Origin of the sequence: Paenibacillus sp. USDA918EY (assembly GCF_009870825.1) — a bacterium.
Lineage (GTDB): Bacteria > Bacillota > Bacilli > Paenibacillales > Paenibacillaceae > Paenibacillus_AQ > Paenibacillus_AQ albilobatus.
In genome coordinates this window covers 137,641-157,061 of record NZ_WTWY01000010.1, presented here as the reverse complement: position 1 = coordinate 157,061, position 19,421 = coordinate 137,641, and the positions used below count along the sequence as shown (strand labels likewise).

Below are 19,421 nucleotides of genomic sequence, written 5' to 3'. Positions count from 1 at the left end.
GATCGGAGGGGATGACATGGACATTACAACTTTGAGCGCGCTAGCTGATCCCACTCGATTGCAGATCGTCGAATTGCTTCGTGAAGGCTCGCTAACAGTAGGGGAAATCGCTGACAGGCTTCATATTCGGCAGCCGCAAGTGTCGAAACATTTAAAAGTATTGAATGAATCTCATATCGTCGAGGTGCGTCCAGAGGCCAATCGCCGTTTCTATAAATTACGTCCCGAGCCTCTTCAGGAGATGGAGAGCTGGTTGAAGACGTTCCACAGCTTGTGGGAAGACCGTTTGGATCGGTTGGATGAATATTTGCAGGAACTTCAGAAGGATCATCTTAATTAAAATATCAAGGAGGAGTTAGCATGGCGGAAAATCAGGTTGAAAACAACGAGTTGTTACTGACCCGAGTTTTTAATGCTCCACGTGAACTTGTATTCAAGGTATGGACGGATCCGGAGCACTTCTGCAAATGGTGGGGACCGAAAGGCTTTTCGCTTAACGTCAGCAAGATGGACGTACGCCCGGGAGGATTATTTCTTGGCAGCCAGACATCTCCCGAGGGGCATGTCATGTGGGGCAAATTCGTGTATCAAGAAGTGAATGCACCCGAAAAACTGGTATATGTCCAATCTTTTTCGGACGAAGAAGGCAACACGGTTCGGGCGCCTTTTAACCCGAATTGGCCGCTTGAAATCATCAACATCCTGACGCTTACGGAGGAAAACGGGAAAACCACCCTCACGCTGAGCGGCGGTCCGATAAACGCAACCGAAGAAGAGCGCGCGGCGTTTGAAGGCATGAGACCTATGGTACAGCAAGGCTTCGTCGGTACATTCGATGAGCTCGACAATTACCTGGCCAGCCAGCAATAATATATGATTGCATCGGAAAACACCCGGAGCGGTAACGCCGAGGTGACTGGCACCGTCGCTTAAGGTTGCTTGAGATCCGAAAAGAAGAGCAGCTGTGCTGCGGCCTGGAGGCTGCAGCACAGCTGCTCTTCTTTTTGCCCGGCGATCGATCGATGCCGTCTGGAACGGCTGCAGACGAACAAGCCAGGGATGATACAGCATAGAAGTTTCCTTCATGCAGGCGGGAAAACAGCTTCAAGATTCCGTTCAAGTAATGACCCCAACCGCCCCGCCATGAAGGAAGGAGGATGAGGCTTTCCGTTCTTGAACCACCATTCCACCACCCCTACGATAGCCGCTCCTAAAAATTGAAAATCAACATCCTCACCGTCGGTTAATCCTTGGTTGCTCCCTTCGGGCAGATCGTTCTCTTTTTTCTTTAACTCTTGGAGGAAAAACTCAAGAAATCGATTGCGGAAAAAAGGACTCCCTTTACTCGCTAGCAATGCGGAGAAGAATAAAGAATGACTCTCGAAATACTCGAACCATAACAACCCCATATCCGTATAATCGGCGTCATCGTCTGTTGAATCGCAGAGTTCCCGCATCTCGTCAATATGTTCTTCGATGAGCTTATCCAGGAGATCAAATTTGTCCATGTAGTGAAGATAGATGGTTCTTCGGCTGACATCTGCCCGGTCGGAAATATCTTGTATCGTAATCTGGTCAAAATTTTTTTCGATCATCAGTTCAATCACAGCCATTTTTATTGCTTCCTGGGATTTGCGTATCCTTCGATCCACCTTTGACACTTGGGAAACACCAGCTTTCCTGAAAATAAATACACAATGATAAAGGATTCGTGAACTAATGCACGGAACCTGCCTTTTTAACAATTGTGGACTTTCTATTTCCGTTTACAATTATACATAGTTGTTTCTTAATATACTAATGCGCATTATATGTGCGTGTAAGGGGATGGTTTGATCATGGTCACCAATCGAAGGGAAGCATTCCAATGAAAATTGCGATTATCGGAGCAACAGGGGGAACGGGAAGGAAAGTGATGGAGCGGGCACTTGAATTGGGGCATGAGGTCGTAGCCGTGGCTCGCCGGCCGGAAGTCATTCCCCCCGCAGAGCGGCTCAGCACCCGGCAGGGGGATGTATTCGACGCGTCGAGTATGGTCAAAGCCATTGCCGGGACGGATGTGGTCATTAGTTGCATCGGTCCAACAAAAAACTTCCCGCCGGGTACCTTCATGTCGAAGGGAATCCCGAATATGCTTGCGGCAAACTTCTCGCCGGGTACCGTCGTGTCGGAGGGAACTTCGAATATCCTTGCGGCCTGTCAGCGTGCAGGAGTTAAGCGCCTAGTCATGCAAAGCGGCATTGGTTTGAGCGACGGGAAAGAACTCTCCGCAGTCCATCGGTGGGCAATGCGCATTCACCAGCGCATTTTCTCGAAGGCGGTCCAGGACAAGGCCATTGCCGAGCGTGCGGTGCAACGGAGCGGCCTGGATTGGGTTATTGTACGACCGGCCGGACTTCGTGACGCGGCTGCCACTTTGGAATATATTGCAGGTCCATCGGCCCGCATCGCTCCATTCCTGCCGATTACCTTCTCCGACTGCGCCGACAGCCTCGTACGGGCGGCGACAAGCGAGCCAACCTGGGTCAGGAAGATCGTTAATGTTGGACGATAACATCATCTTTTCCATTACATATTTTTGCATATATTCGCGGGTGGTGTCAGCAACGCTGGTCCCCCCATATTATGGGGCCCACGAGAATTAAAGACAGTGGACCCCTCTAATCATTTAACGTTTGAGTAAATTCCAAAATATGTTTCCTTACCTGTTCCGACTCGGCTTCTGTTAGTTTCTTCGGTTCTCCCGGTTGATCTTCTTTCATCGCAGGAGCAAGAATGGTTATTGGCTCATTCATCTTCTTTTTGTTTTCTTTTGGTTTTTCAAGTCCGGGGGTAAGCAGATTCCTATCGAGTTCTGAATAAGCGATTATACTTTCTATAAATTTGCCATCCATATCGAAATAATCTTCTAATATAGACAATCTAGTTCTTTCTAGATTATTTGATTTTTCAAAATAAGTTATAGAATTAACCTTTTTATACCCGGTTTTCACATATAGCCCCTCATGATTAGGAGTATCAGTAAAAACCTCTACGGAGAAAACTTCAACCGTTTCATGGACTTCTTTATTTGAACAACCCACTGTAACGAATGTCAGAATAAAACACAAAACCGCCATATATTTTTTCGTTTTTATTACCGTTCTCTCCCTCCTGGAAGTGCCTATGGCGTATCTGAAAACGACATCCTAATTCTGCAATTAAGTTGGTTTTCTTTTGAGTGATATGTAAGTTAATACGATTCCTACTATTCCCGAGATCACTGCTATTGTAATAGGGATGGTTCCTATTTCCATTAAAGCAGTCTTGAAAATACCGTAGTCTGAGTTCCACCCTATACCTTCTTTTACTAAAACTTGGGAGTAAATAGCCGCAGAAATTAAATCAGAACCATAGATTATGGCACTAAACAACAAAAGGGTCAAACCAACATATAATTTCTTCATTAATCGATCCCCCCTAAATATTTCAATATATTGAATTATACCCCCGATTGTTGTCGTTCTTTTTGGCCGTAAACAGCGGGGGTTTTTGAAAGGTAACAAGAAAGGAGCTTTGAATTCGGAAAGGCTGATTTGAAAAGAAAATAGAGTTCTATGATTTTTTGTTTGATTTTTTTTCGAAATAATCCCAAATATAATACACGACCCAAAATACTAACGCGACAAGTACTGCAAGCGGTCTTAGTGTTTGGGGTAAAGTAAAAGCCAGTATGACTGCAATGACCAAAAATGGAAGGACAAGAATCCAATATTTTTTATCACGGTACATAAAATCATCCTCCTTTTCCTTATAGACGCCGTAATTCCTTTTTCGTTACATTCCATACGTTTCGTCCACGGCATAAAGGAACTACTCAACACGCTCCGACATAACCCCGTACGGAATGTATTACAGGTGTTGGTTGATTTTTATCAGCAATTCTTTGAGCGTTTGCATCTCCGCTTCTGTCAAAGGTTGAACAATACCGTCCTCCACTTTTTGAAAGGATTCACGAAAGTCTTCAATTATTCCTATGCCTTTCGGCAGAACGTAAATATTTTTTTGCCGTTCATTGTTCGCCGGAATTTTAACCTGAAACATATCCAAAAAAGGTGTATCCTTACGGGGCATTTTAGATCCTCTCACATCCAACGATTAGGCTTCTAACTGTTAATAAAATAACTATACAAAGCGCCCGCTTGCCTGTCAATGCGCGTGTACGTGGCCGATGAGGGAATGAAGTTAAGCCATGAATAGCAATAAATAAAAAGATAGACTATTTACAGTTAGGTTTCTAACTGTTAGTCTTTAATCATTCCATATATAAATTAGGAGGACAAATTTTATGACAAATGAAAAACAAATCCTTTCATCCGAAAAGATTACGGCTATTACTAATGCTTGTATTTTTGACGGGGAAAATGTCATCGATGCAAGAACGATTGTCATCAAAGGGGAACAAATTATTTCGGTGGGAGGAGATATTCCGGCAGGCGCCACAGTGATCGATGCGGAAAATGCAACACTGCTGCCAGGGTTGATTGATGCGCATGTTCATACCTCCATCGGCGGATTACGGGATGCGTTAAAATTCGGTGTCACGACGGAACTCGAATTGAATGGTGATTTCACGAAAAGGGGCCGCGAGATACAGTTGAAAAATTTGCATGATATCGCGGACGTTCGTTCCGCGGGCAACGCGGTTACCGCTCCCGGGGGCCATCCTGATGAATTGCTGCCGGATGACGGCGAAATCCCCGAGTTTGTAATGAAGGAACTGCAGAAACTGTCAGAGGAAGAACGGGAAGCGATGCTTGCGGCCTATGCCCATGACCACGAAGAAGTGCCGCAGGTTACAACGATTGAAGAAGCAATCAAACATGTGCGCACCCAAGTGGGGAATGGCGCTGACTATATTAAAATCATGATTGAAGAAGGGACGGTCATGGGTGCGCCTGGATTGCCTGTACTAAGCGACGACATTTTAAAAGCGGCCGTGGACGAAGCCCACAAGTTTAATAAACAGGTCATTGCGCACGTATTGACCGCTCGGTCCTCGCAAACCGCTATCGATCTTGGGGTGGACGGACTGGGTCACCTGTTTATGGATCGGTCCGGGTCAACGCCAGAGCTTGTACAATCCATCGCAGATGCCGGCGCTTTTGTTATACCATGCCTGGTATTGAATGCATCCATCATTGGCAATTCGGCATCGGAGTTGGCTGATGATCCTCGCGTGCATTCCAAATTAAGCCCGGAATGGATCGATATCTTGAACTCCAGCTTCAACACCTTTCCGCAAGGAAGCATGGAGAACAGCTTTAAAAACCTAATGGATCTGCACCGGGCGGGAGTCGATATTTTGGTCGGCACGGATGTTTCACCGGTTCCCGTACCGCAGCTCGGCGGTCTTGCCCACGGTGCCAGCGTTCATCATGAAATGCAATTGCTGGTTAAGGCAGGTTTCACTCCGCTGGAAGCACTGCGGTCGGCTACCTCTACAACGGCCCGCCGCTTTGAACTTCATGACCGCGGCCGTATTGCCGAAGGCACACGTGCTGACCTCGTACTGGTCGATGGGGACCCTACAACCAAGATTTCGGATAGCTTGTCAATTAAAGCCGTGTGGCTCAAAGGTGTCCAGCAACCAATCGGCTAAATATTAACAAAGAGAAAGAAATCTCTTATGAAAACCGCCTTTTCGTGATCTGCACCCCAACGACGGATGGAGTCTAACTATTGGGATGCAATTCATCGAAGGCGGTTTTTATTCTTTCATTTTCCATTTGTCCAGCTGACTGCACCGTTAATTCAAAACGCCTTTCATTTTCACCAGATGCTCCGTTTCCTGAATCAAATCGTGCAGCATCTCCAGCGCTTTCTCTAAACCGGTTTGATCTTCCGCGATCAGGGTGATGATGTCATTGACTCTTTGAGCGTACCGGCTTGGCACCGTGGAAAAAGAATCGGCGATGGCCGCAGCCCCTTTTTCGTTCATCCAATACGTTTCGTTCAGCGCAAACAAAACCTGATTCAAGCAGGAGACGGCCCTGAAGCAGCATCCGGCGATATAAGATAAATCTTTTTTAGGGATGCCTTTTTTTCCGATCTCCAGCGAAAAACTTGCTTCCCACAGAAATTTTTCGATGATCGCTTTTTGAAGCGCATGCGGGTAGGGGGTCATTCTGCTCTTCATTTCACCAACATGTCCCGATGGATCCCATAACACCTTGCACAACGCTGCTTCAGCTGCATAAATCGCATTCAGGAATCCATGGGGATGCCCCGGCTGATAGTCGATCGTGAGATGTCCGGCGTGGCACTGCTCAATGACTTGGGACACTTTGCCGAGGTCGCGGTATAAAAAATCAACCGGCATTTGCCTCACCTGCAGCCAGCCGCCGCCATTGATCCAGGATCCCCAACCGCCGATGTCCGTCATGACGTTGTCTCGATGATCGTCGTCCAAATCCGAGGCTGCGCGGCGCAGTTGGGCAAGGTCCAGCCCTTTGCCGGGATCGTAATAAATGCCGATATCGATGTCGGAGCCGGGATGATGCGTTCCCTTCGCCCTTGAACCGCCCAATACCAGAGCTTGCACGCCGTCGACTTGCTTTAGAACTTCTACGATGTTTGAAATGATCGCTTGCGCATCCATGTTTTTCACTCCGTTCCAAGTTTGACTTTATCCCATCATAAACGATTTGGCTCTTTAGCGGGTAGGTAGTAGATCGTTTAAAAAATACTGAATCCCTTAAAATTTTTCTTTCCCAAATTTGAATCTTTTCCCCATGTCTGTGATCTTTGTTACATCCAAATCCTTGAAATTCAGCTACGCTTAGCTATGTAATAGATTTCACAATGTTGCACGGGAGGCGTGGCAATGAAAAAAAGATTGGTGATGATTGGCAACGGGATGGCGGGAGCACGGTGCATCGAGGAGATTCTACGCCGCGACCGCGAACGCTTTGATGTGACGATGATCGGAGACGAACCTTATCCGAACTATAACCGCATCATGTTGTCCCCTGTGCTGCAGGGCAAAACGACCTTTGAGGAAATTACGATCAACGATTGGGATTGGTATCAGTCCAATGACATACATTTGCTGTCGAATGAGCGCGTGGTAACGATCGACCGGGAAGCGAAGCAAGTCACAACGGATCGGGGAAGCGTGGTGCCTTATGACGAGCTGATTATCGCGACGGGGTCGAGTGCGTTTATCCTGCCGGTACCTGGGCATACCCTCGAGGGTGTGATCGGCTTCCGGACGATTGACGATACGAAAATGATGCTGGAAGCGGCCAAACAGTACAAAAAGGCGGTGGTCATCGGAGGCGGACTTTTGGGCCTGGAAGCGGCACGCGGGCTCATGAACCAAGGGATGGAAGTGCATGTCGTTCATTTGCTCCCTTACCTGATGGAAATGCAGCTCGACCCGGCAGCCGCGAAGCTGCTGCAGCGGGATCTGGAAGCCCAAGGCATGAAGTTCCTGATGGAGAAAAAAACGACGGAAATCTACGGCGACGGCCGGGTGCAAGGGCTGCGATTCGAAGACGGCACCAGCGTCGAATGCGATCTTGTCGTGATGGCCGTCGGCATCCGGCCGAATGTCGCGCTGGCGCGCGAAGCGGGGCTGGCGGTGGGCCGGGGCATCCAGGTCAATGACGTCATGCAGACGACGGACCCGAACGTGTATGCGGTCGGCGAATGCGCCGAACACCGCGGCATCGCTTATGGACTGGTAGCGCCGCTTTATGAGCAGGGCGTTGTGCTTGCGGACCATCTGACAGGCCAGCCGACGGAAGGGTACCATGGCAGCGTGTTGTCGACGCAGTTGAAGGTGGCGGGCTGCGACCTGTTCAGCGGCGGGGAAATTCATGCGGATGAGAACACGAAAGCGATCGTTGTTCAGGACGAATTTGCCGGAGCCTATAAAAAGGTGCTGGTCCGTGACGGAAAGGTCGTTGGCGTCGTTCTCTACGGGGATGTTTCGGATGGCAACCGGCTGTTCAACATGCTGAAAAAAGGAAGCGACATCGAGGAATATACGAGCGCATCCGTGCTGCATAAAGCCGGGGATGACGGCGGACTGGACGTGGCGGCGATCAGCGCGGACGAGACGATCTGCGGGTGCAACGGCGTGACGAAAGGAAGAATCGTCGGCGCGATCCTCGAGCATGGATTAACGACCTTCGATGAAGTCAAATCCTTGACGAAAGCCGGCGGCTCGTGCGGCAAATGCCGCGGCATGGTCGAAGCGATCCTCGCGCATACGCTCGGCGATAAATTCGATGCATCGGCGCAAAAAGCGGCCGGCATGTGCGGCTGCACCACGCTCTCCCGCGACGAAGTCGTCGCCGCAATCCGGGAGAAAGGGCTGCAGTCGCCAAGGGAAGTGCGCATCGTGCTTGGGTTTGCGCATGAGGAAGGCTGCTCGAAATGCCGTCCGGCCTTGAACTACTACTTGCGGATGCTGCGTCCCGAGACGTATGCCGACGACAAGGCTTCCCGGTACGTCAACGAACGGATGGAAGGCAACATTCAGAAGGACGGCACCTTCTCCGTCATTCCGCGGATGTATGGCGGAACGACGACGCCGGAGGATCTGATCCGCATCGGCGAAGTGGCGAAAAAATACGAGGTGCCGCTGGTCAAAATCACGGGCGCCAGCCGCATCGGCCTGTACGGCGTGAAAAAAGAGGATGTCCCTAAAGTATGGGAAGAGCTGGAGATGCGTTCGGGGTATGCCTACTCGAAATCGCTGCGCAACGTGAAGTCGTGCGTCGGCTCGAGATTTTGCCGCTTCGGCACGCAGGATTCGTTAGGGCTTGGCATCCGGCTCGAGCAGGAAATCGAGATGGTCGACACGCCGCACAAAATGAAAATGGGCGTCACCGGCTGTCCGCGAAACTGCGCCGAGGTGCTGACGAAGGATTTTGGCGTCGTGTGCGTGGAGAACGGGTATCAGCTATATTTCGGCGGCAACGGCGGCACCGAGGTCCGGGAATGCGACAGCTTGACGACCGTAACGACGGAGGAAGAAGTGATTCGACTGGCCAAAGCCTATGTGCAGCTGTACCGGGAAACGGGCATTTACGGCGAACGCACGGCCCCTTGGGTGAACCGGATGGGCGCGGATTGGGTGCGCCACATGCTGGCGGATGAAGCGGAGATCGGGATCTTGGTTGACCGGTTCGAGGCAGCGAAAAGAACCTACCGCGAAGCCTGGAAGGCCGCGCTCGACAACGAGGAACGCCGCAGCATGTACACGGTGGAAAAACCATAACGGGGAGGGAACCGCATGAGCGCTACAAAGGAACTGGTGAAAGTGATGAAGCTGGAGGACCTGAAGCCGCTGATCGGCAAGGAGGTCCAGGTGCGGGACGAAACGATCGCATTATTCCGGCTGTCAAACGGCGAGGTGCGTGCCGTAAGCAATCGGTGCCCGCATAAAAACGGGCCGCTTGCCGAAGGGATCGTGTCGGGTGAATACGTATTTTGCCCGCTGCATGATTGGAAAATCTCGTTGACGACGGGCGAAGTGCAAAAGCCGGACGACGGCTGCATCGCGACCTACGAGACCGCCGTGATCGACGGTTACGTCTATGTTGGGGGGCTGAAGCACCATGAAAAACACGATCTTAACCGTTGAAAACGCAGGCGTCGGCAAGGTTAACTTATTGAACCGGAGTTTTGGGAAATATCTCGTCTCCTCCATGCTGGCGGGCCTGTTCGTCGGATTTGGCATCATCCTGATCTTTACGATCGGCGGATTATTGTCCCCGGCCCATGCTCCCGCCACCAAAATTGTCATGGGAGTCAGCTTCGGCATCGCCTTGAGCCTTGTTTTGATGGCCGGATCGGATCTGTTTACCGGAAACAACTTCGTCATGGTGGTCAGCACGCTGAACAAAAAGACGACCTGGCTGGATACGGTCAAAATATGGCTTTACAGCTATGTCGGCAATTTTGCCGGATCCATGCTGGTAGCGGCGATTTTCGTCTTTACCGGTCTTGCGAAGGGCGGCACGGCCGATTTCATCAACAGCGCGGCAAGCGCGAAGATGAATGCGCCGTTTATGGAGCTGTTCATGCGCGGCATTTTGTGTAATACGCTCGTTTGTCTCGCGGTTTGGTGCTCCATGAAGCTGAAGGAAGAAATCGCGAAGCTGGTCATGATTTTCTGGTGCCTGTTCGCCTTTATTACTTCCGGGTTCGAGCACAGCGTGGCGAACATGACGCTGCTGTCGATATCGCTGTTCATCCCGCATCCGGAGACGGTTTCGTGGGCGGGAATGGCCGCGAATCTGATCCCGGTGACGCTCGGCAACATGGTTGGCGGCATTTTGTTCGTCGGCATCGCTTATTGGTATATTGCGAAGGATTAGGGGGCAGAGGAAACAGGATTGCTCCGTAGATAAAAAAACGCAGGCAAGCCGCCTGTCGCCGCTTTTGCGAAAGCGGGGACGGCGGCTTTTTTGCTTATAAGTACAGATTCTTGGTAATTTTATGAGCCATGCCTTCCATTCTGGACATCATCTTGGTGTCGTCTACGGCTTGAAGTTTTTCGGGTTTGAATAATTGAATTTTTTTCAATTTGTAAAAATCATGGAGGACCTGGTGAACGGTTAAGTTATTCACCATTAAATATTTTACGTCAAATAGGTTTCGCAATATTTCATCCTGCATGATGAACAGCTTGCCATTGATCTCATTAAAAATGCCTTCCTGGATGCCTTCATTTATAAAAGCCAACCATTGCTGTTCCCGTTGTTCCAATGTCTCCCTTAATCGGTCATACATCTCCGGGTAATTGCTTTCGAGTTCCGTTAAAAAAACATTTGTAATGTATTCTACAACCAAAACGGATTGTTCAAACAATTTCTGGAACCGAATACCAAATTTATCATCATTGTCAGATGAGTCGGCCATCAGATCATTGATATAATCCACATAAAAATTCACGAGATGAGCAATGACCTCTTCTTTGGATGAAAAATATTTATATAAAGTGGCTCTGCTGACATCCATCATTTTCGCAATCTCTTCCATGCGCAAGGATTGGAAACCGTTTTTTCTCACATAATGCAATAGCTTTTGGATGAGCCTGCTTTTTGTCCCGTTTTGCTTGTCCGTGACTTTGTTTTCGTCGTCCATTTGATGAGCCCCCTTTATCTTTTTATTTTACCTAATCCAACTCAAATTATAAACACCGTATACAAAATAAATAAAATAGACAAAAAGTGATTAATTTGTTTACATCGTATTGATTTCATGTTACCATGAATTCAAATTTAAGGAAAACAAGGGAGGCTGGCTTCATGAAAACGAGAAAACTGGGAAATAGCGACTTGGTTGTTTCTTCTATCGGTTTGGGTTTGATGGGAATGTCGGGGGGCTATGGTCAAACGGATGACGAACAATCCGTAAAAACGATACATCATGCGCTGGAATTAGGCGTTACGCTGCTCGATACCGCGGATGTTTATGGGAACGGCCATAATGAGGAATTGCTGGGCAAAGCGCTCAAAGGCCGCAGAAGCCAAGCGATCATTGCTACAAAATTTGCTTACCTTCCTCATTTTGCAGGAATTAATGGCCACCCGGATTATGTAAAGAAAGCGGTGGATGAAAGCCTTCGCCGATTGGGGGTTGAATATATCGATCTGTATTACCAGCATCGGGTGGACCCCAATGTTCCCATTGAAGAGACGGTAGGGGCCATGGCTGATCTCGTTCAAGCTGGAAAAGTCCGTTATCTCGGCCTTTCGGAAGCCTCTGCCTCGGACATTCGCCGCGCCCACGCGGTACATCCGATCTCTGCGCTGCAAACCGAATATTCCCTTTGGAGCCGGGAAATCGAGGATGAAATTCTGCCTGCCGTAAGGGAATTGGGCATTACCCATGTTGCTTACAGCCCGCTGAGCCGGGGCTTTATATCCGGTGAGCTTCGCAAATTCGAAGATCTGGGAGAGCATGATGTACGCAGACATATTCCGCGTTTCCAAGGGGAGAACTTCCAGAAAAACGTGGACCTTGTGGATAAAATCAAAGAAATCGCGGAGGAAAAGAACTGCACTCCTTCCCAGTTGGCATTGGCATGGACGGTGGCCAACGGCGCTTTGCCGATCCCGGGAACCAAAAAGATCAAATATTTGGAGGAAAATGGAGCTTCCCTTCATATTGAACTGACACCTGATGATTTGGCGCGTATAGAAGCGGTTAGTCCCAAAAATGCAGTCCATGGTGACCGGCATATCGACAGTGAATCATTCGGGAGACATTTGATGAAGTTGATTTCGGGATCATCTCTCCAGTAAACGGGCAATCAGCTGGACAAAAATGAACACCTCCTCATCCCAGACGGGTTCCTTGCCAACCACGATCCGGCGATGAAGAGGTGTTTTTCTCATTCAGCAGACGGTATATATTTTATGGGTGGATATCCGCAGCTTCTTATTTCATGTCCAGCCAGCTTTTGAAATCGTGAATGGCGAAGCCGCCATAACTTGCGTAATGCGCCAACTGATTATGGGCGGACTGGAGCTCTTTTTCCATCGTTTGGCTGCTCATGGAAAAGAATGAGACCCGCGGACCCTCGGCGCTTTTGACCGTTTCTACAGCAATCACAACTTTCTTCTTCAGCGTGGAGGCTTCCCTCAGCATGGCCTGCGCATTGTCCACAATCCCGTTGCTGCCTAACGCATGATTCCGATAATTCATGATGACGAGGCAGTCGAATTTTTCCAGCAGCCATGCGCTCATGCTATAATTTGTTCCTGGTACATTAATCGTATTAAGCCAGTACGGAACGTCGAGTGTCATTTTCAAGCCGCTGCCTTTGGTTTCTTTTTCGATCAGCCTCAAATTGTCCATCCAGCTTTCAAGAATCGTCTTATTGTTCTTCGTCCAATCACTTAGCAAATGGGGTTCAATATCGAAATGCAGTCCCGTAAAGCGGGCTTCCGGGTGGGCAGAGGCATTATAGGTTTTAACCCAGGCGATGAATTTTTGAATATCCTCCTGCTTCGACTTATAGGCCCATTCGGGGCGCCCCTCAAGGGCTTCCACTTGAATTCCTTCGCTGGTAGCTTTTCGAATAAAATCCTCGTATATCGCTGGATCGAGATCTCGATCCACCTGAAGGTAAATCGATGTTACACCCTTCGTTTTTGCGAAGTTTATGATTTTATCCTGATCCTGTTTGATGATGCGACTGTCCCATATCCATGTTCCTTTCGGAACATGGGCCACGGAGGTCATAATGCTCACCAGATGGCGCGCGGGCTGCCAATCCACATTGGCGTGCAGCGCTTCGCTAATAAAGCGCAGCGGAACCATCGTGCGGCCGTTTTTGAGCACCGCGGACCCTTCAAAGTCGACTCTTTTTCCATTCACCAGTGCATGATGATCGCCAATCACCAACATAACGGTGTCACGGTTAAGCGTGATCGTAACTTGCTTTAATGTTCCGTCCCATTTCGTAGCGGCTCCGAGCTTGTCGGATACAAAAGCAAGCGGAACCATCGTAAGATTGGATCGCTGATCGACATAGGGGGGCTCATCCGGGAACTGTACATCACGCCCATCCACGGATACTCGAACTTCAGCAGCGTTAATAGCGGGGTTGAACGCAGCGAAACTTAGCATGATCGCTAAGGTGCATACTAGCCATTTTTTCATGGGTGATTTCCTTATCTTTTTGAATTTGTTCTTCTGTGCAACATTGCCGCACATTGAAATTATACGGTATGTAATAAATGGCAACAAGGTCAGTAGGTAGGAGGTGTAGAATTTGAAGGTGGAATAAAGGGGGGGACCGGGACTATTTGATGCGGGTTTTAAGACGGACAACTGATTCTCTTTTCATAGTATCTGTAAAATTTCCTCTTCCCCTTAGGAATGAAAGGGTAGAAACTTTTTACTATTGAATCAATTTATGTGTAAGAAAAATGAAAAGAAACAGGTCAATCATGATAGTATCTGACCATAATTGACCTGTTTAATAGTAATACTCTTTTTGGGGTATAAAAACTAAATCAATATGTGGCGCACGAATTAGTAAAACCTAAATATGATTATTACAAGTATATGTGATATGGTTAAATGCATGCTTTAATACGCAGTGATAGATCTTTTTTTTCATCTTCAGATAATTGCTGCCCCAAATCATCAGCCTTAAATTCTTTAAGTTCTTTTACTATTGGCTCTAACTTCGCTTTCTCTGTCACCTTTCCTTTTAAGGATTCAACTAAAGTTGTTTTAATAATAATATTCTCACCTACTGTATTCTTACAGTCCCTTTCAAATCTTTTTAATACAACTGAAACAAGATCATTACTATTATTTTCTTGAAGCTTCTTATCAATAAAGTCAGCTACCTCTTCTGTTATTTCACGATAATACCATCTAGCAATGGGATATTGGTCTAACGGTTTACTATCTAATTGCTCGAGAACCTTACTTCTTCTAGCAAGCAATTCTTCCAGCTGCTCTGTATCCAACACAGATTGAAGTTTGCTCAAATCCAAGGTATTCAATGCATCCAGGGTTATTTTTTTTGCGTTAATAAAAATTTTCTCTTGGAACAACAACTTCTCACCATAAGCAACATAAATTACTGCCTTCTCCATTTCTCCACGGTTTATTACATTCTCATATTCTCCCCATGTTCTAGCAAGAGATTCCCATGGACTGTAGTTTTCACTTCTGTAATTAACATAATCTTCGTTAAAAGCCTCAAATAACTCTTCATACTCCCAATCCATACTTATTTCTCCTTTTTCACTAGTTGTTAAGATCAATAGGTTTTCCAGCGTTATGGATGACTTCGATGTCGATATTATATGTTTCAGAAAAGTCTTTTATTATTTTACTACAACTACCGCAGGTATCTTTTTCTGTGAAAAGTCTTATTTTACCTTCTGGTATATTTATGCCTTCATTTTTTAATTTTTCAATTCTCTCAGCAATATCATTTAATATTTTGTATTCAGTATCTGCGTCTCTTTTATAAATCACACCTGCCGCATCAGGTGCATGAGTGGCCTCAAACTTAGGATTATCTGGTTTTACAGAAAAACCTTCGTAATTTGGATTCCCCGAAGTTTTGTGTAAGCTACTGTACGAATAAAAATCCTTTTTATCGATACCAGGTATGTCAACGTCAGCAAATGCAAAATTCCCATCTTTTTTTAGAAGAGTTTTTGATAGTTTGCTTTTATATTCTTTTACCTTGTCAATAATATAGCGATCTCCATCTACATCTAACTGTCTCGTAAGATATACTTTATCATAGCTTACTGTTTCAACATCCTTTGGTATATCACGACCTTCATCCGTCCCCTTACTACCCCTACCCGTATACTCCCCTGATTCTAACGCATCGATCTGTTTTTGTCTCTCAGGCGAAATATGCGGGCCTGAGCCTTTGGAATGTGGGGCATCAGGACCAAGGTCATGGAAGCGATAGTAGCCTCCTTCGGCAGTGCCGAGAAGGGGAGAACGTTTTGTTATACTAATATTCATCTTTCGCGCAATACTTTGCAAGTAGCTGCTTAAGGATTCGATATTGGTCGGAAAACGGAGGGCGTTCGTTTTGAATTTTCCATCTCCCGCTTTCGCTAGAGCGGAGTCGGCTTTTGCTGTATCCCCAAATAGTCCGGGTGCAGGTGTCCCACTTTTTCCGGTGTTCCTTTCTTCAACTTCATTGAGCCCTTTAGATACAGAAGCTTCTGTTTTGCCCATCTTTCCTACGTTTCTAAATAATTTTGCGCCGCCTTTAACAACCGTATAAATGTCTACTCCACGCTCGACGGCTTTAACGCTGTCATATCCTGCATCGTAGCTCTCTTGTTTCGTATCGGTCAACGGGTTGGGGATGAAATTGTTCATTTTTTTTACAAAAGGTTCTGTCAGGCTGTCCCAAGCGGTTTCGAGGTCGTTTCCTACATCCGACCAGGTCTTTTTCCCTTGAAATGAATCGGCGGCATAATTGAAAGCCCATTTCGCTCCATCCTTAATGCCTTCAAGTGTCTCATTCCGCTCCAAAAAACCTTTCCCCGTAACGTTACCCGCCATGATGAAAGGAGTCGCTAGCATGACGCCAATGTCCGCCGTATCGACAACCATATCCCATACCCCTGCTGCAAATTCTACACCGGCATCCCATTCTCCCTTTAACGTTGAGCCAACATTCTCCAGCACGCGTGATCCCGCCACGTTGAAGATTCCCTCGTCAGCCACCTGCTTCTCAAAATCAGACAACAGCGGCTCGGGGTAATATTGATGGAGGGAAGCTTTAAGTTGGATCTCAGAGCTTGCGCTGTTGACTTCCTGTTCCAAATCCAGCGTATCGGTGGTTGTATTCAGGTGTAGACCGTCGGTTCCCCGCAGCAGGATGCTTCCTGCCGAAAGACTAATGTTGCCCGCAGCTTGAATCTGAATATGTTGGGTACTGTTCAAGCTCACGCCATGATGGGCATTCATGGATATGTACAGCGATCCTTCCTGAGCGCTCATCGACAGTTCGGAGTTGCCTAAGGATATTTCTTTTCCCTGCGGATTCGCAAAAGATTTCACGCCAGGGTCGGCCGTTTTACGTTCGTGACGATCTGCAGGTGACTCGACCGCCGCGCCCTGGGCGACGTGAGATGAAGGGGGAACAACAACGGATGGTTTGGTCCGCACCGATTGAATAACCATCGCATCGTCTTCGTTTGAACTTGGAAAATACAGCTTTACCTGGGCCCCTTTTTCCGGCATGAGATACCACACTTGATTGCCTTCGGCAGAGTAGGGAAACCACTGGGCATCCTTGGGATTCTGCTGATCGTCCATATCCAAATGCAATCGGACCTGATTCCGGCTGACCTCCAATATTTTTCCTTCAATAGAGGCACCGATGATGGTTCGATTATAGCTCTTAGGAACCTTCAATCCTGGCGGCAACGCGCATTCATACGACCAGGTCATCACGCCCTGTATCAACTTTCCTTCACGTTTGGTGATGACATAAGTTTCGTGATTACGTTCGACTTCATCTCCCAGCTGCAGCAGGTGATCCCACTCAAAGGCATATCGGGTGTAATCCTGAGCAGTGACCGATTTCCCGCCATTTGCCTCTTGGTCCAGATAGGGGGCGATCTTACGTTGTAGCTTAAAAGGAACGTCTTTCAATTGGATATGCTGCCGTGCCTGCGGAATACCAATCCAAATTTGTATATGATGCGACAGGATATTAGGAACGAGCAGCGCGCCTACATGAGAAGCTAAACGTTTTAAAAAATCCCAATCCGTTTCTTGATACTGCATGATGAATTGGCCTGTCGCTTTTTTCTCAAAAGCTTCATCGATCTTGTCCGAGCCTTTATACTCTGCGAGTACCGTATCCACGATTTCCACATATTTTTGATGGATGTGCTGAAAGGAACGGTTTTTGAGCTGCGTATCCAGTTTAAAACTATGAGAAATAACGTCGAGCGTTGCTATCGTTTCTTGATGCATGTGCTGTACATCTACGCAGTACAACTGCCCCATAAATAAGGGGCGTTTCCGATCCATGGCATCGGTATACCAAAGCTCGATCTTATCGTCGCTGCTTGCTCTGGTTATAATCCTGTCTACCTGATCGGCATCCAAGCCGCCCGTAACGACCAGTCTGGCGTGTTCCCCCATCTCATGACGGATGTGTACATGCCTAAGACGCAGCTTGCCATAGGGCCATGCGATATGTAAGTGTTGATAGGTAAAGCGGTCATTCGCTACGATGTTCATCCTTGACTCTCCTTGCTTGATAGAATCAATCACCCTGTCCATCATTTACAATGGAGATAATGCCCCCACTTGCGCTGTCTCCACCAAAAAATGAGGATATCGACTCTCCTACACTTTTGCAGCTACACATTAAGGTTGAATTACTGAGCAGGGCAGGGGCACCCTCGATCAACACATCCTCTTTTCCGCCTGTCCACTTGGACCCAAACGCAATCTCCGGTTCACAGGGAAGACCCATCTTTAATTTACACAGACCAAATGCATAGATTTTGCTAATATTTGCACCACAAACGGCATCCTCCACGTTCAAAACGGGCTTATTTTTAATGTAGACGCCGTGGCTGTACATTGCATTGAGAACTCCCGGGTTTGTACCTTGACTGCACTCTAGCTTGGCTCCTCTCACCACATAGGTGTGCTCCCCATTTAATACTCCTTGGGCTAGAGCCTTCAAAAGCATAGGTAAAAACATAAAGTACCTCCTTGGATAATGGGTATTTAATCAGGAAAGCTCCGACCATGTCGCACTGCACAGCATGGCATAGGTTAAAGGCACCCACAACGGAGCATCCTCCAGCTTAAATTGACAACTCCCGATCAAAGCTCTGCCTTGCCAGGAACGCACAAAGGCAATCTGATAATAAGGGGAGGGGGAAACTAGATAAAGAGATTCATAGCAACCGATGTCAGCGTCTTGAACATGAAGTTTTTTTTGATCCACCAGCTTCATCGCAGGTTGTACACGACTTGTTTTCTCGATTATCTGTTGTTGATAGAGTTCCACCTGCTCGGGGGCCAGCTGTTGCCCGCTCTGGTGAAGCCCGAACAGGATTCCGCCCCGTTTGTCTTGAACAACGAAGCTTTTCGACGGATCCGTAGATCGTCCGGCACGTAGTTCTGGTATGAGAGAATCCGGCAGAAACATCGTGAGCTGATGATCGAAGAGGTGATGGGTCTGAAACGGAATTTCCTGTTTGTCCGGCAGCACTAACGATCCTTCCGTGATTCCCTTCATCGCTTCTTCAATGGATACCAGCATCCAGTCATCATCGTTCTCTGCCACGTCTAGTTGTTCTTTCAATATTTGTTGATGATGCAGCTTCAAAAAAAATTCATCCCAATACTCCGTCAAGGCCCGGCCTCCTTATACGATTTCTAGTTTTTGTAATTGAAAACCGCTCAAACTTCGCCGCAGCAGGCTTTCAGCAGCCTCCAAGCTAACGATGAAATAAGGTTCTCTCACGCCCGACAAACGAAAAAAATGGTGTTCTTTTACTTTGGAGCGATCCAGCACAAGATGTTTTAGCGTTTGGTCATGCGCATAAAATTCGGTTTCCTCTGAAATGCCATCCACGAAGGGGATCGATGGAATCCAATATAGCTCCTGACGGCTGGAGTCCCGGTTCACAAGATACACCTGTTTGAAACGGGCCTCCGTATTGTATAGCTCTAAAATTCGTTTCATAGAATCGGAAAGAAGCGGTTGTGATGTGGACAAAGGAAGCCAGTCCGTAAACTCGGCATCTGTCTTTGCGTGAACATCCAACACCTGAGCAGGGGGCATGCGAACAAATGGCGTTTTGAAAAATATCATATTTACAGGTTCGATATTGCGGGAAATCCTTTTGTCATCGAGCAATATATAATAGTGGCGCATATAG

At 47.5% G+C, this 19,421-nt stretch carries 21 protein-coding genes; 8 read left to right on the top strand and 13 right to left on the bottom strand.

Translation table 11 applies throughout. The features are described 5' to 3' along the window. The first annotated feature begins 16 nt into the window (after window positions 1–16). Complete coding sequence (locus tag GQY55_RS19975) at window positions 17–340, top strand: ArsR/SmtB family transcription factor (RefSeq protein ID WP_160043637.1); 324 nt, start codon at window positions 17–19, stop codon at window positions 338–340. Window positions 341–360: 20 nt separating this feature from the next. Then, window positions 361–870, top strand: coding sequence for an SRPBCC family protein (locus tag GQY55_RS19970; protein ID WP_160043636.1), 510 nt, complete (start codon window positions 361–363; stop codon window positions 868–870). 212 nt (window positions 871–1,082) lie between these two features. On the opposite strand, the gene GQY55_RS19965 is transcribed toward GQY55_RS19970, so the two are convergent. After that, window positions 1,083–1,661 (bottom strand): TetR/AcrR family transcriptional regulator, encoded by a 579-nt coding sequence (locus GQY55_RS19965; protein WP_160043635.1) that lies wholly within the window; start codon window positions 1,659–1,661, stop codon window positions 1,083–1,085. 206 nt (window positions 1,662–1,867) lie between these two features. On the opposite strand from GQY55_RS19965, the gene GQY55_RS19960 reads away from it, so the two are divergent. Continuing rightward, complete coding sequence (locus GQY55_RS19960) at window positions 1,868–2,554, top strand: NAD(P)-dependent oxidoreductase (RefSeq protein WP_160043634.1); 687 nt, start codon at window positions 1,868–1,870, stop codon at window positions 2,552–2,554. 106 nt (window positions 2,555–2,660) lie between these two features. On the opposite strand, the gene GQY55_RS19955 is transcribed toward GQY55_RS19960, so the two are convergent. The 4 genes from GQY55_RS19955 to GQY55_RS19945 form a co-directional block, all read right to left on the bottom strand. Continuing rightward, window positions 2,661–3,083 (bottom strand): hypothetical protein, encoded by a 423-nt coding sequence (locus GQY55_RS19955; RefSeq protein ID WP_236575736.1) that lies wholly within the window; start codon window positions 3,081–3,083, stop codon window positions 2,661–2,663. Window positions 3,084–3,200: 117 nt separating this feature from the next. After that, complete coding sequence (locus tag GQY55_RS19950) at window positions 3,201–3,446, bottom strand: phosphatase (RefSeq protein WP_160043632.1); 246 nt, start codon at window positions 3,444–3,446, stop codon at window positions 3,201–3,203. A gap of 148 nt (window positions 3,447–3,594) precedes the next feature. Then, the gene (locus GQY55_RS31045; protein WP_201452190.1) at window positions 3,595–3,771 is read right to left on the bottom strand and encodes a hypothetical protein; all 177 of its coding nucleotides are present in this window, start codon (window positions 3,769–3,771) and stop codon (window positions 3,595–3,597) included. Between the two features lie 120 nt (window positions 3,772–3,891). Next, window positions 3,892–4,083: a hypothetical protein gene (locus GQY55_RS19945; RefSeq protein WP_236575735.1), complete on the bottom strand. Its 192-nt coding sequence runs from the start codon at window positions 4,081–4,083 to the stop codon at window positions 3,892–3,894. 244 nt (window positions 4,084–4,327) lie between these two features. Here GQY55_RS19945 and GQY55_RS19940 point away from each other — a divergent pair, with 244 nt between their 5' ends. Next, on the top strand, window positions 4,328–5,641 hold the full coding sequence (locus tag GQY55_RS19940) for an amidohydrolase family protein (RefSeq protein ID WP_160043631.1): 1,314 nt from the start codon (window positions 4,328–4,330) through the stop codon (window positions 5,639–5,641). A 147-nt stretch (window positions 5,642–5,788) separates the two neighbouring features. On the opposite strand, the gene GQY55_RS19935 is transcribed toward GQY55_RS19940, so the two are convergent. Continuing rightward, window positions 5,789–6,640, bottom strand: coding sequence for a nucleotidyltransferase domain-containing protein (locus GQY55_RS19935; RefSeq protein ID WP_160043630.1), 852 nt, complete (start codon window positions 6,638–6,640; stop codon window positions 5,789–5,791). Window positions 6,641–6,865: 225 nt separating this feature from the next. Between GQY55_RS19935 and nirB the strand changes: the two genes are divergently transcribed. Genes nirB through GQY55_RS19920 form a run of 3 tightly spaced genes read left to right on the top strand, consistent with a single transcriptional unit; the run spans window position 6,866 to window position 10,373 of the window. Next, window positions 6,866–9,271 (top strand): nitrite reductase large subunit NirB, encoded by a 2,406-nt coding sequence (nirB, locus tag GQY55_RS19930; RefSeq protein ID WP_160043629.1) that lies wholly within the window; start codon window positions 6,866–6,868, stop codon window positions 9,269–9,271. Between the two features lie 15 nt (window positions 9,272–9,286). Then, window positions 9,287–9,637 (top strand): nitrite reductase small subunit NirD, encoded by a 351-nt coding sequence (gene nirD, locus GQY55_RS19925; RefSeq protein WP_160043628.1) that lies wholly within the window; start codon window positions 9,287–9,289, stop codon window positions 9,635–9,637. After that, entirely contained in the window at window positions 9,612–10,373 is a 762-nt protein-coding gene (locus tag GQY55_RS19920; protein ID WP_160043627.1) for a formate/nitrite transporter family protein, read from the top strand. Before nirD ends, GQY55_RS19920 begins: the two co-directional genes overlap by 26 nt. A 94-nt stretch (window positions 10,374–10,467) precedes the next feature. On the opposite strand, the gene GQY55_RS19915 is transcribed toward GQY55_RS19920, so the two are convergent. Beyond that, a complete protein-coding gene (locus tag GQY55_RS19915) occupies window positions 10,468–11,142 on the bottom strand; it encodes a TetR/AcrR family transcriptional regulator (protein WP_160043626.1) in 675 nt (224 codons plus the stop codon). Between the two features lie 164 nt (window positions 11,143–11,306). On the opposite strand from GQY55_RS19915, the gene GQY55_RS19910 reads away from it, so the two are divergent. Continuing rightward, window positions 11,307–12,305 carry an aldo/keto reductase gene (locus GQY55_RS19910; RefSeq protein WP_160043625.1) on the top strand — a complete coding sequence of 333 codons (999 nt, stop codon included), beginning with the start codon at window positions 11,307–11,309 and terminating at the stop codon, window positions 12,303–12,305. Window positions 12,306–12,441: 136 nt separating this feature from the next. Here the strand turns inward: GQY55_RS19910 and GQY55_RS19905 are convergent, their stop codons facing one another. The 6 genes from GQY55_RS19905 to GQY55_RS19880 all read right to left on the bottom strand — a co-directional run bounded on the left by GQY55_RS19905 (window position 12,442) and on the right by GQY55_RS19880 (window position 19,417). Then, window positions 12,442–13,668, bottom strand: coding sequence for a copper amine oxidase N-terminal domain-containing protein (locus tag GQY55_RS19905; protein WP_160043624.1), 1,227 nt, complete (start codon window positions 13,666–13,668; stop codon window positions 12,442–12,444). A 419-nt stretch (window positions 13,669–14,087) separates the two neighbouring features. Next, on the bottom strand, window positions 14,088–14,753 hold the full coding sequence (locus GQY55_RS19900) for an Imm3 family immunity protein (protein ID WP_160043623.1): 666 nt from the start codon (window positions 14,751–14,753) through the stop codon (window positions 14,088–14,090). Between the two features lie 19 nt (window positions 14,754–14,772). Further along, complete coding sequence (locus GQY55_RS19895; RefSeq protein WP_160043622.1) at window positions 14,773–17,760, bottom strand: deaminase domain-containing protein; 2,988 nt, start codon at window positions 17,758–17,760, stop codon at window positions 14,773–14,775. Between the two features lie 25 nt (window positions 17,761–17,785). Further along, complete coding sequence (locus tag GQY55_RS19890) at window positions 17,786–18,232, bottom strand: DUF4280 domain-containing protein (protein WP_160043621.1); 447 nt, start codon at window positions 18,230–18,232, stop codon at window positions 17,786–17,788. 30 nt (window positions 18,233–18,262) lie between these two features. After that, complete coding sequence (locus GQY55_RS19885) at window positions 18,263–18,892, bottom strand: hypothetical protein (RefSeq protein WP_160043620.1); 630 nt, start codon at window positions 18,890–18,892, stop codon at window positions 18,263–18,265. A gap of 12 nt (window positions 18,893–18,904) precedes the next feature. Further along, window positions 18,905–19,417, bottom strand: a complete 513-nt coding sequence (locus GQY55_RS19880) for an imm11 family protein (RefSeq protein ID WP_160043619.1) — start codon at window positions 19,415–19,417, stop codon at window positions 18,905–18,907. Window positions 19,418–19,421: the final 4 nt, after the last annotated feature.

What these genes read in the sequence shown, in the direction of transcription:
- nirD (WP_160043628.1), top strand. Translation starts at nt 9,287, where the DNA reads ATGAGCGCTACAAAGGAACTGGTGAAAGTGATGAAGCTGGAGGACCTG.
- GQY55_RS19900 (WP_160043623.1), bottom strand. Translation starts at nt 14,753, where the DNA reads ATGGATTGGGAGTATGAAGAGTTATTTGAGGCTTTTAACGAAGATTAT.
- GQY55_RS31045 (WP_201452190.1), bottom strand. Translation starts at nt 3,771, where the DNA reads ATGTACCGTGATAAAAAATATTGGATTCTTGTCCTTCCATTTTTGGTC.
- GQY55_RS19890 (WP_160043621.1), bottom strand. Translation starts at nt 18,232, where the DNA reads ATGTTTTTACCTATGCTTTTGAAGGCTCTAGCCCAAGGAGTATTAAAT.
- GQY55_RS19975 (WP_160043637.1), top strand. Translation starts at nt 17, where the DNA reads ATGGACATTACAACTTTGAGCGCGCTAGCTGATCCCACTCGATTGCAG.
- GQY55_RS19935 (WP_160043630.1), bottom strand. Translation starts at nt 6,640, where the DNA reads ATGGATGCGCAAGCGATCATTTCAAACATCGTAGAAGTTCTAAAGCAA.
- GQY55_RS19920 (WP_160043627.1), top strand. Translation starts at nt 9,612, where the DNA reads ATGAAAAACACGATCTTAACCGTTGAAAACGCAGGCGTCGGCAAGGTT.
- GQY55_RS19950 (WP_160043632.1), bottom strand. Translation starts at nt 3,446, where the DNA reads ATGAAGAAATTATATGTTGGTTTGACCCTTTTGTTGTTTAGTGCCATA.
- GQY55_RS19915 (WP_160043626.1), bottom strand. Translation starts at nt 11,142, where the DNA reads ATGGACGACGAAAACAAAGTCACGGACAAGCAAAACGGGACAAAAAGC.
- GQY55_RS19945 (WP_236575735.1), bottom strand. Translation starts at nt 4,083, where the DNA reads ATGTTTCAGGTTAAAATTCCGGCGAACAATGAACGGCAAAAAAATATT.
- GQY55_RS19960 (WP_160043634.1), top strand. Translation starts at nt 1,868, where the DNA reads ATGAAAATTGCGATTATCGGAGCAACAGGGGGAACGGGAAGGAAAGTG.
- GQY55_RS19895 (WP_160043622.1), bottom strand. Translation starts at nt 17,760, where the DNA reads ATGAACATCGTAGCGAATGACCGCTTTACCTATCAACACTTACATATC.
- GQY55_RS19970 (WP_160043636.1), top strand. Translation starts at nt 361, where the DNA reads ATGGCGGAAAATCAGGTTGAAAACAACGAGTTGTTACTGACCCGAGTT.
- GQY55_RS19880 (WP_160043619.1), bottom strand. Translation starts at nt 19,417, where the DNA reads ATGCGCCACTATTATATATTGCTCGATGACAAAAGGATTTCCCGCAAT.
- GQY55_RS19940 (WP_160043631.1), top strand. Translation starts at nt 4,328, where the DNA reads ATGACAAATGAAAAACAAATCCTTTCATCCGAAAAGATTACGGCTATT.
- nirB (WP_160043629.1), top strand. Translation starts at nt 6,866, where the DNA reads ATGAAAAAAAGATTGGTGATGATTGGCAACGGGATGGCGGGAGCACGG.
- GQY55_RS19910 (WP_160043625.1), top strand. Translation starts at nt 11,307, where the DNA reads ATGAAAACGAGAAAACTGGGAAATAGCGACTTGGTTGTTTCTTCTATC.
- GQY55_RS19905 (WP_160043624.1), bottom strand. Translation starts at nt 13,668, where the DNA reads ATGAAAAAATGGCTAGTATGCACCTTAGCGATCATGCTAAGTTTCGCT.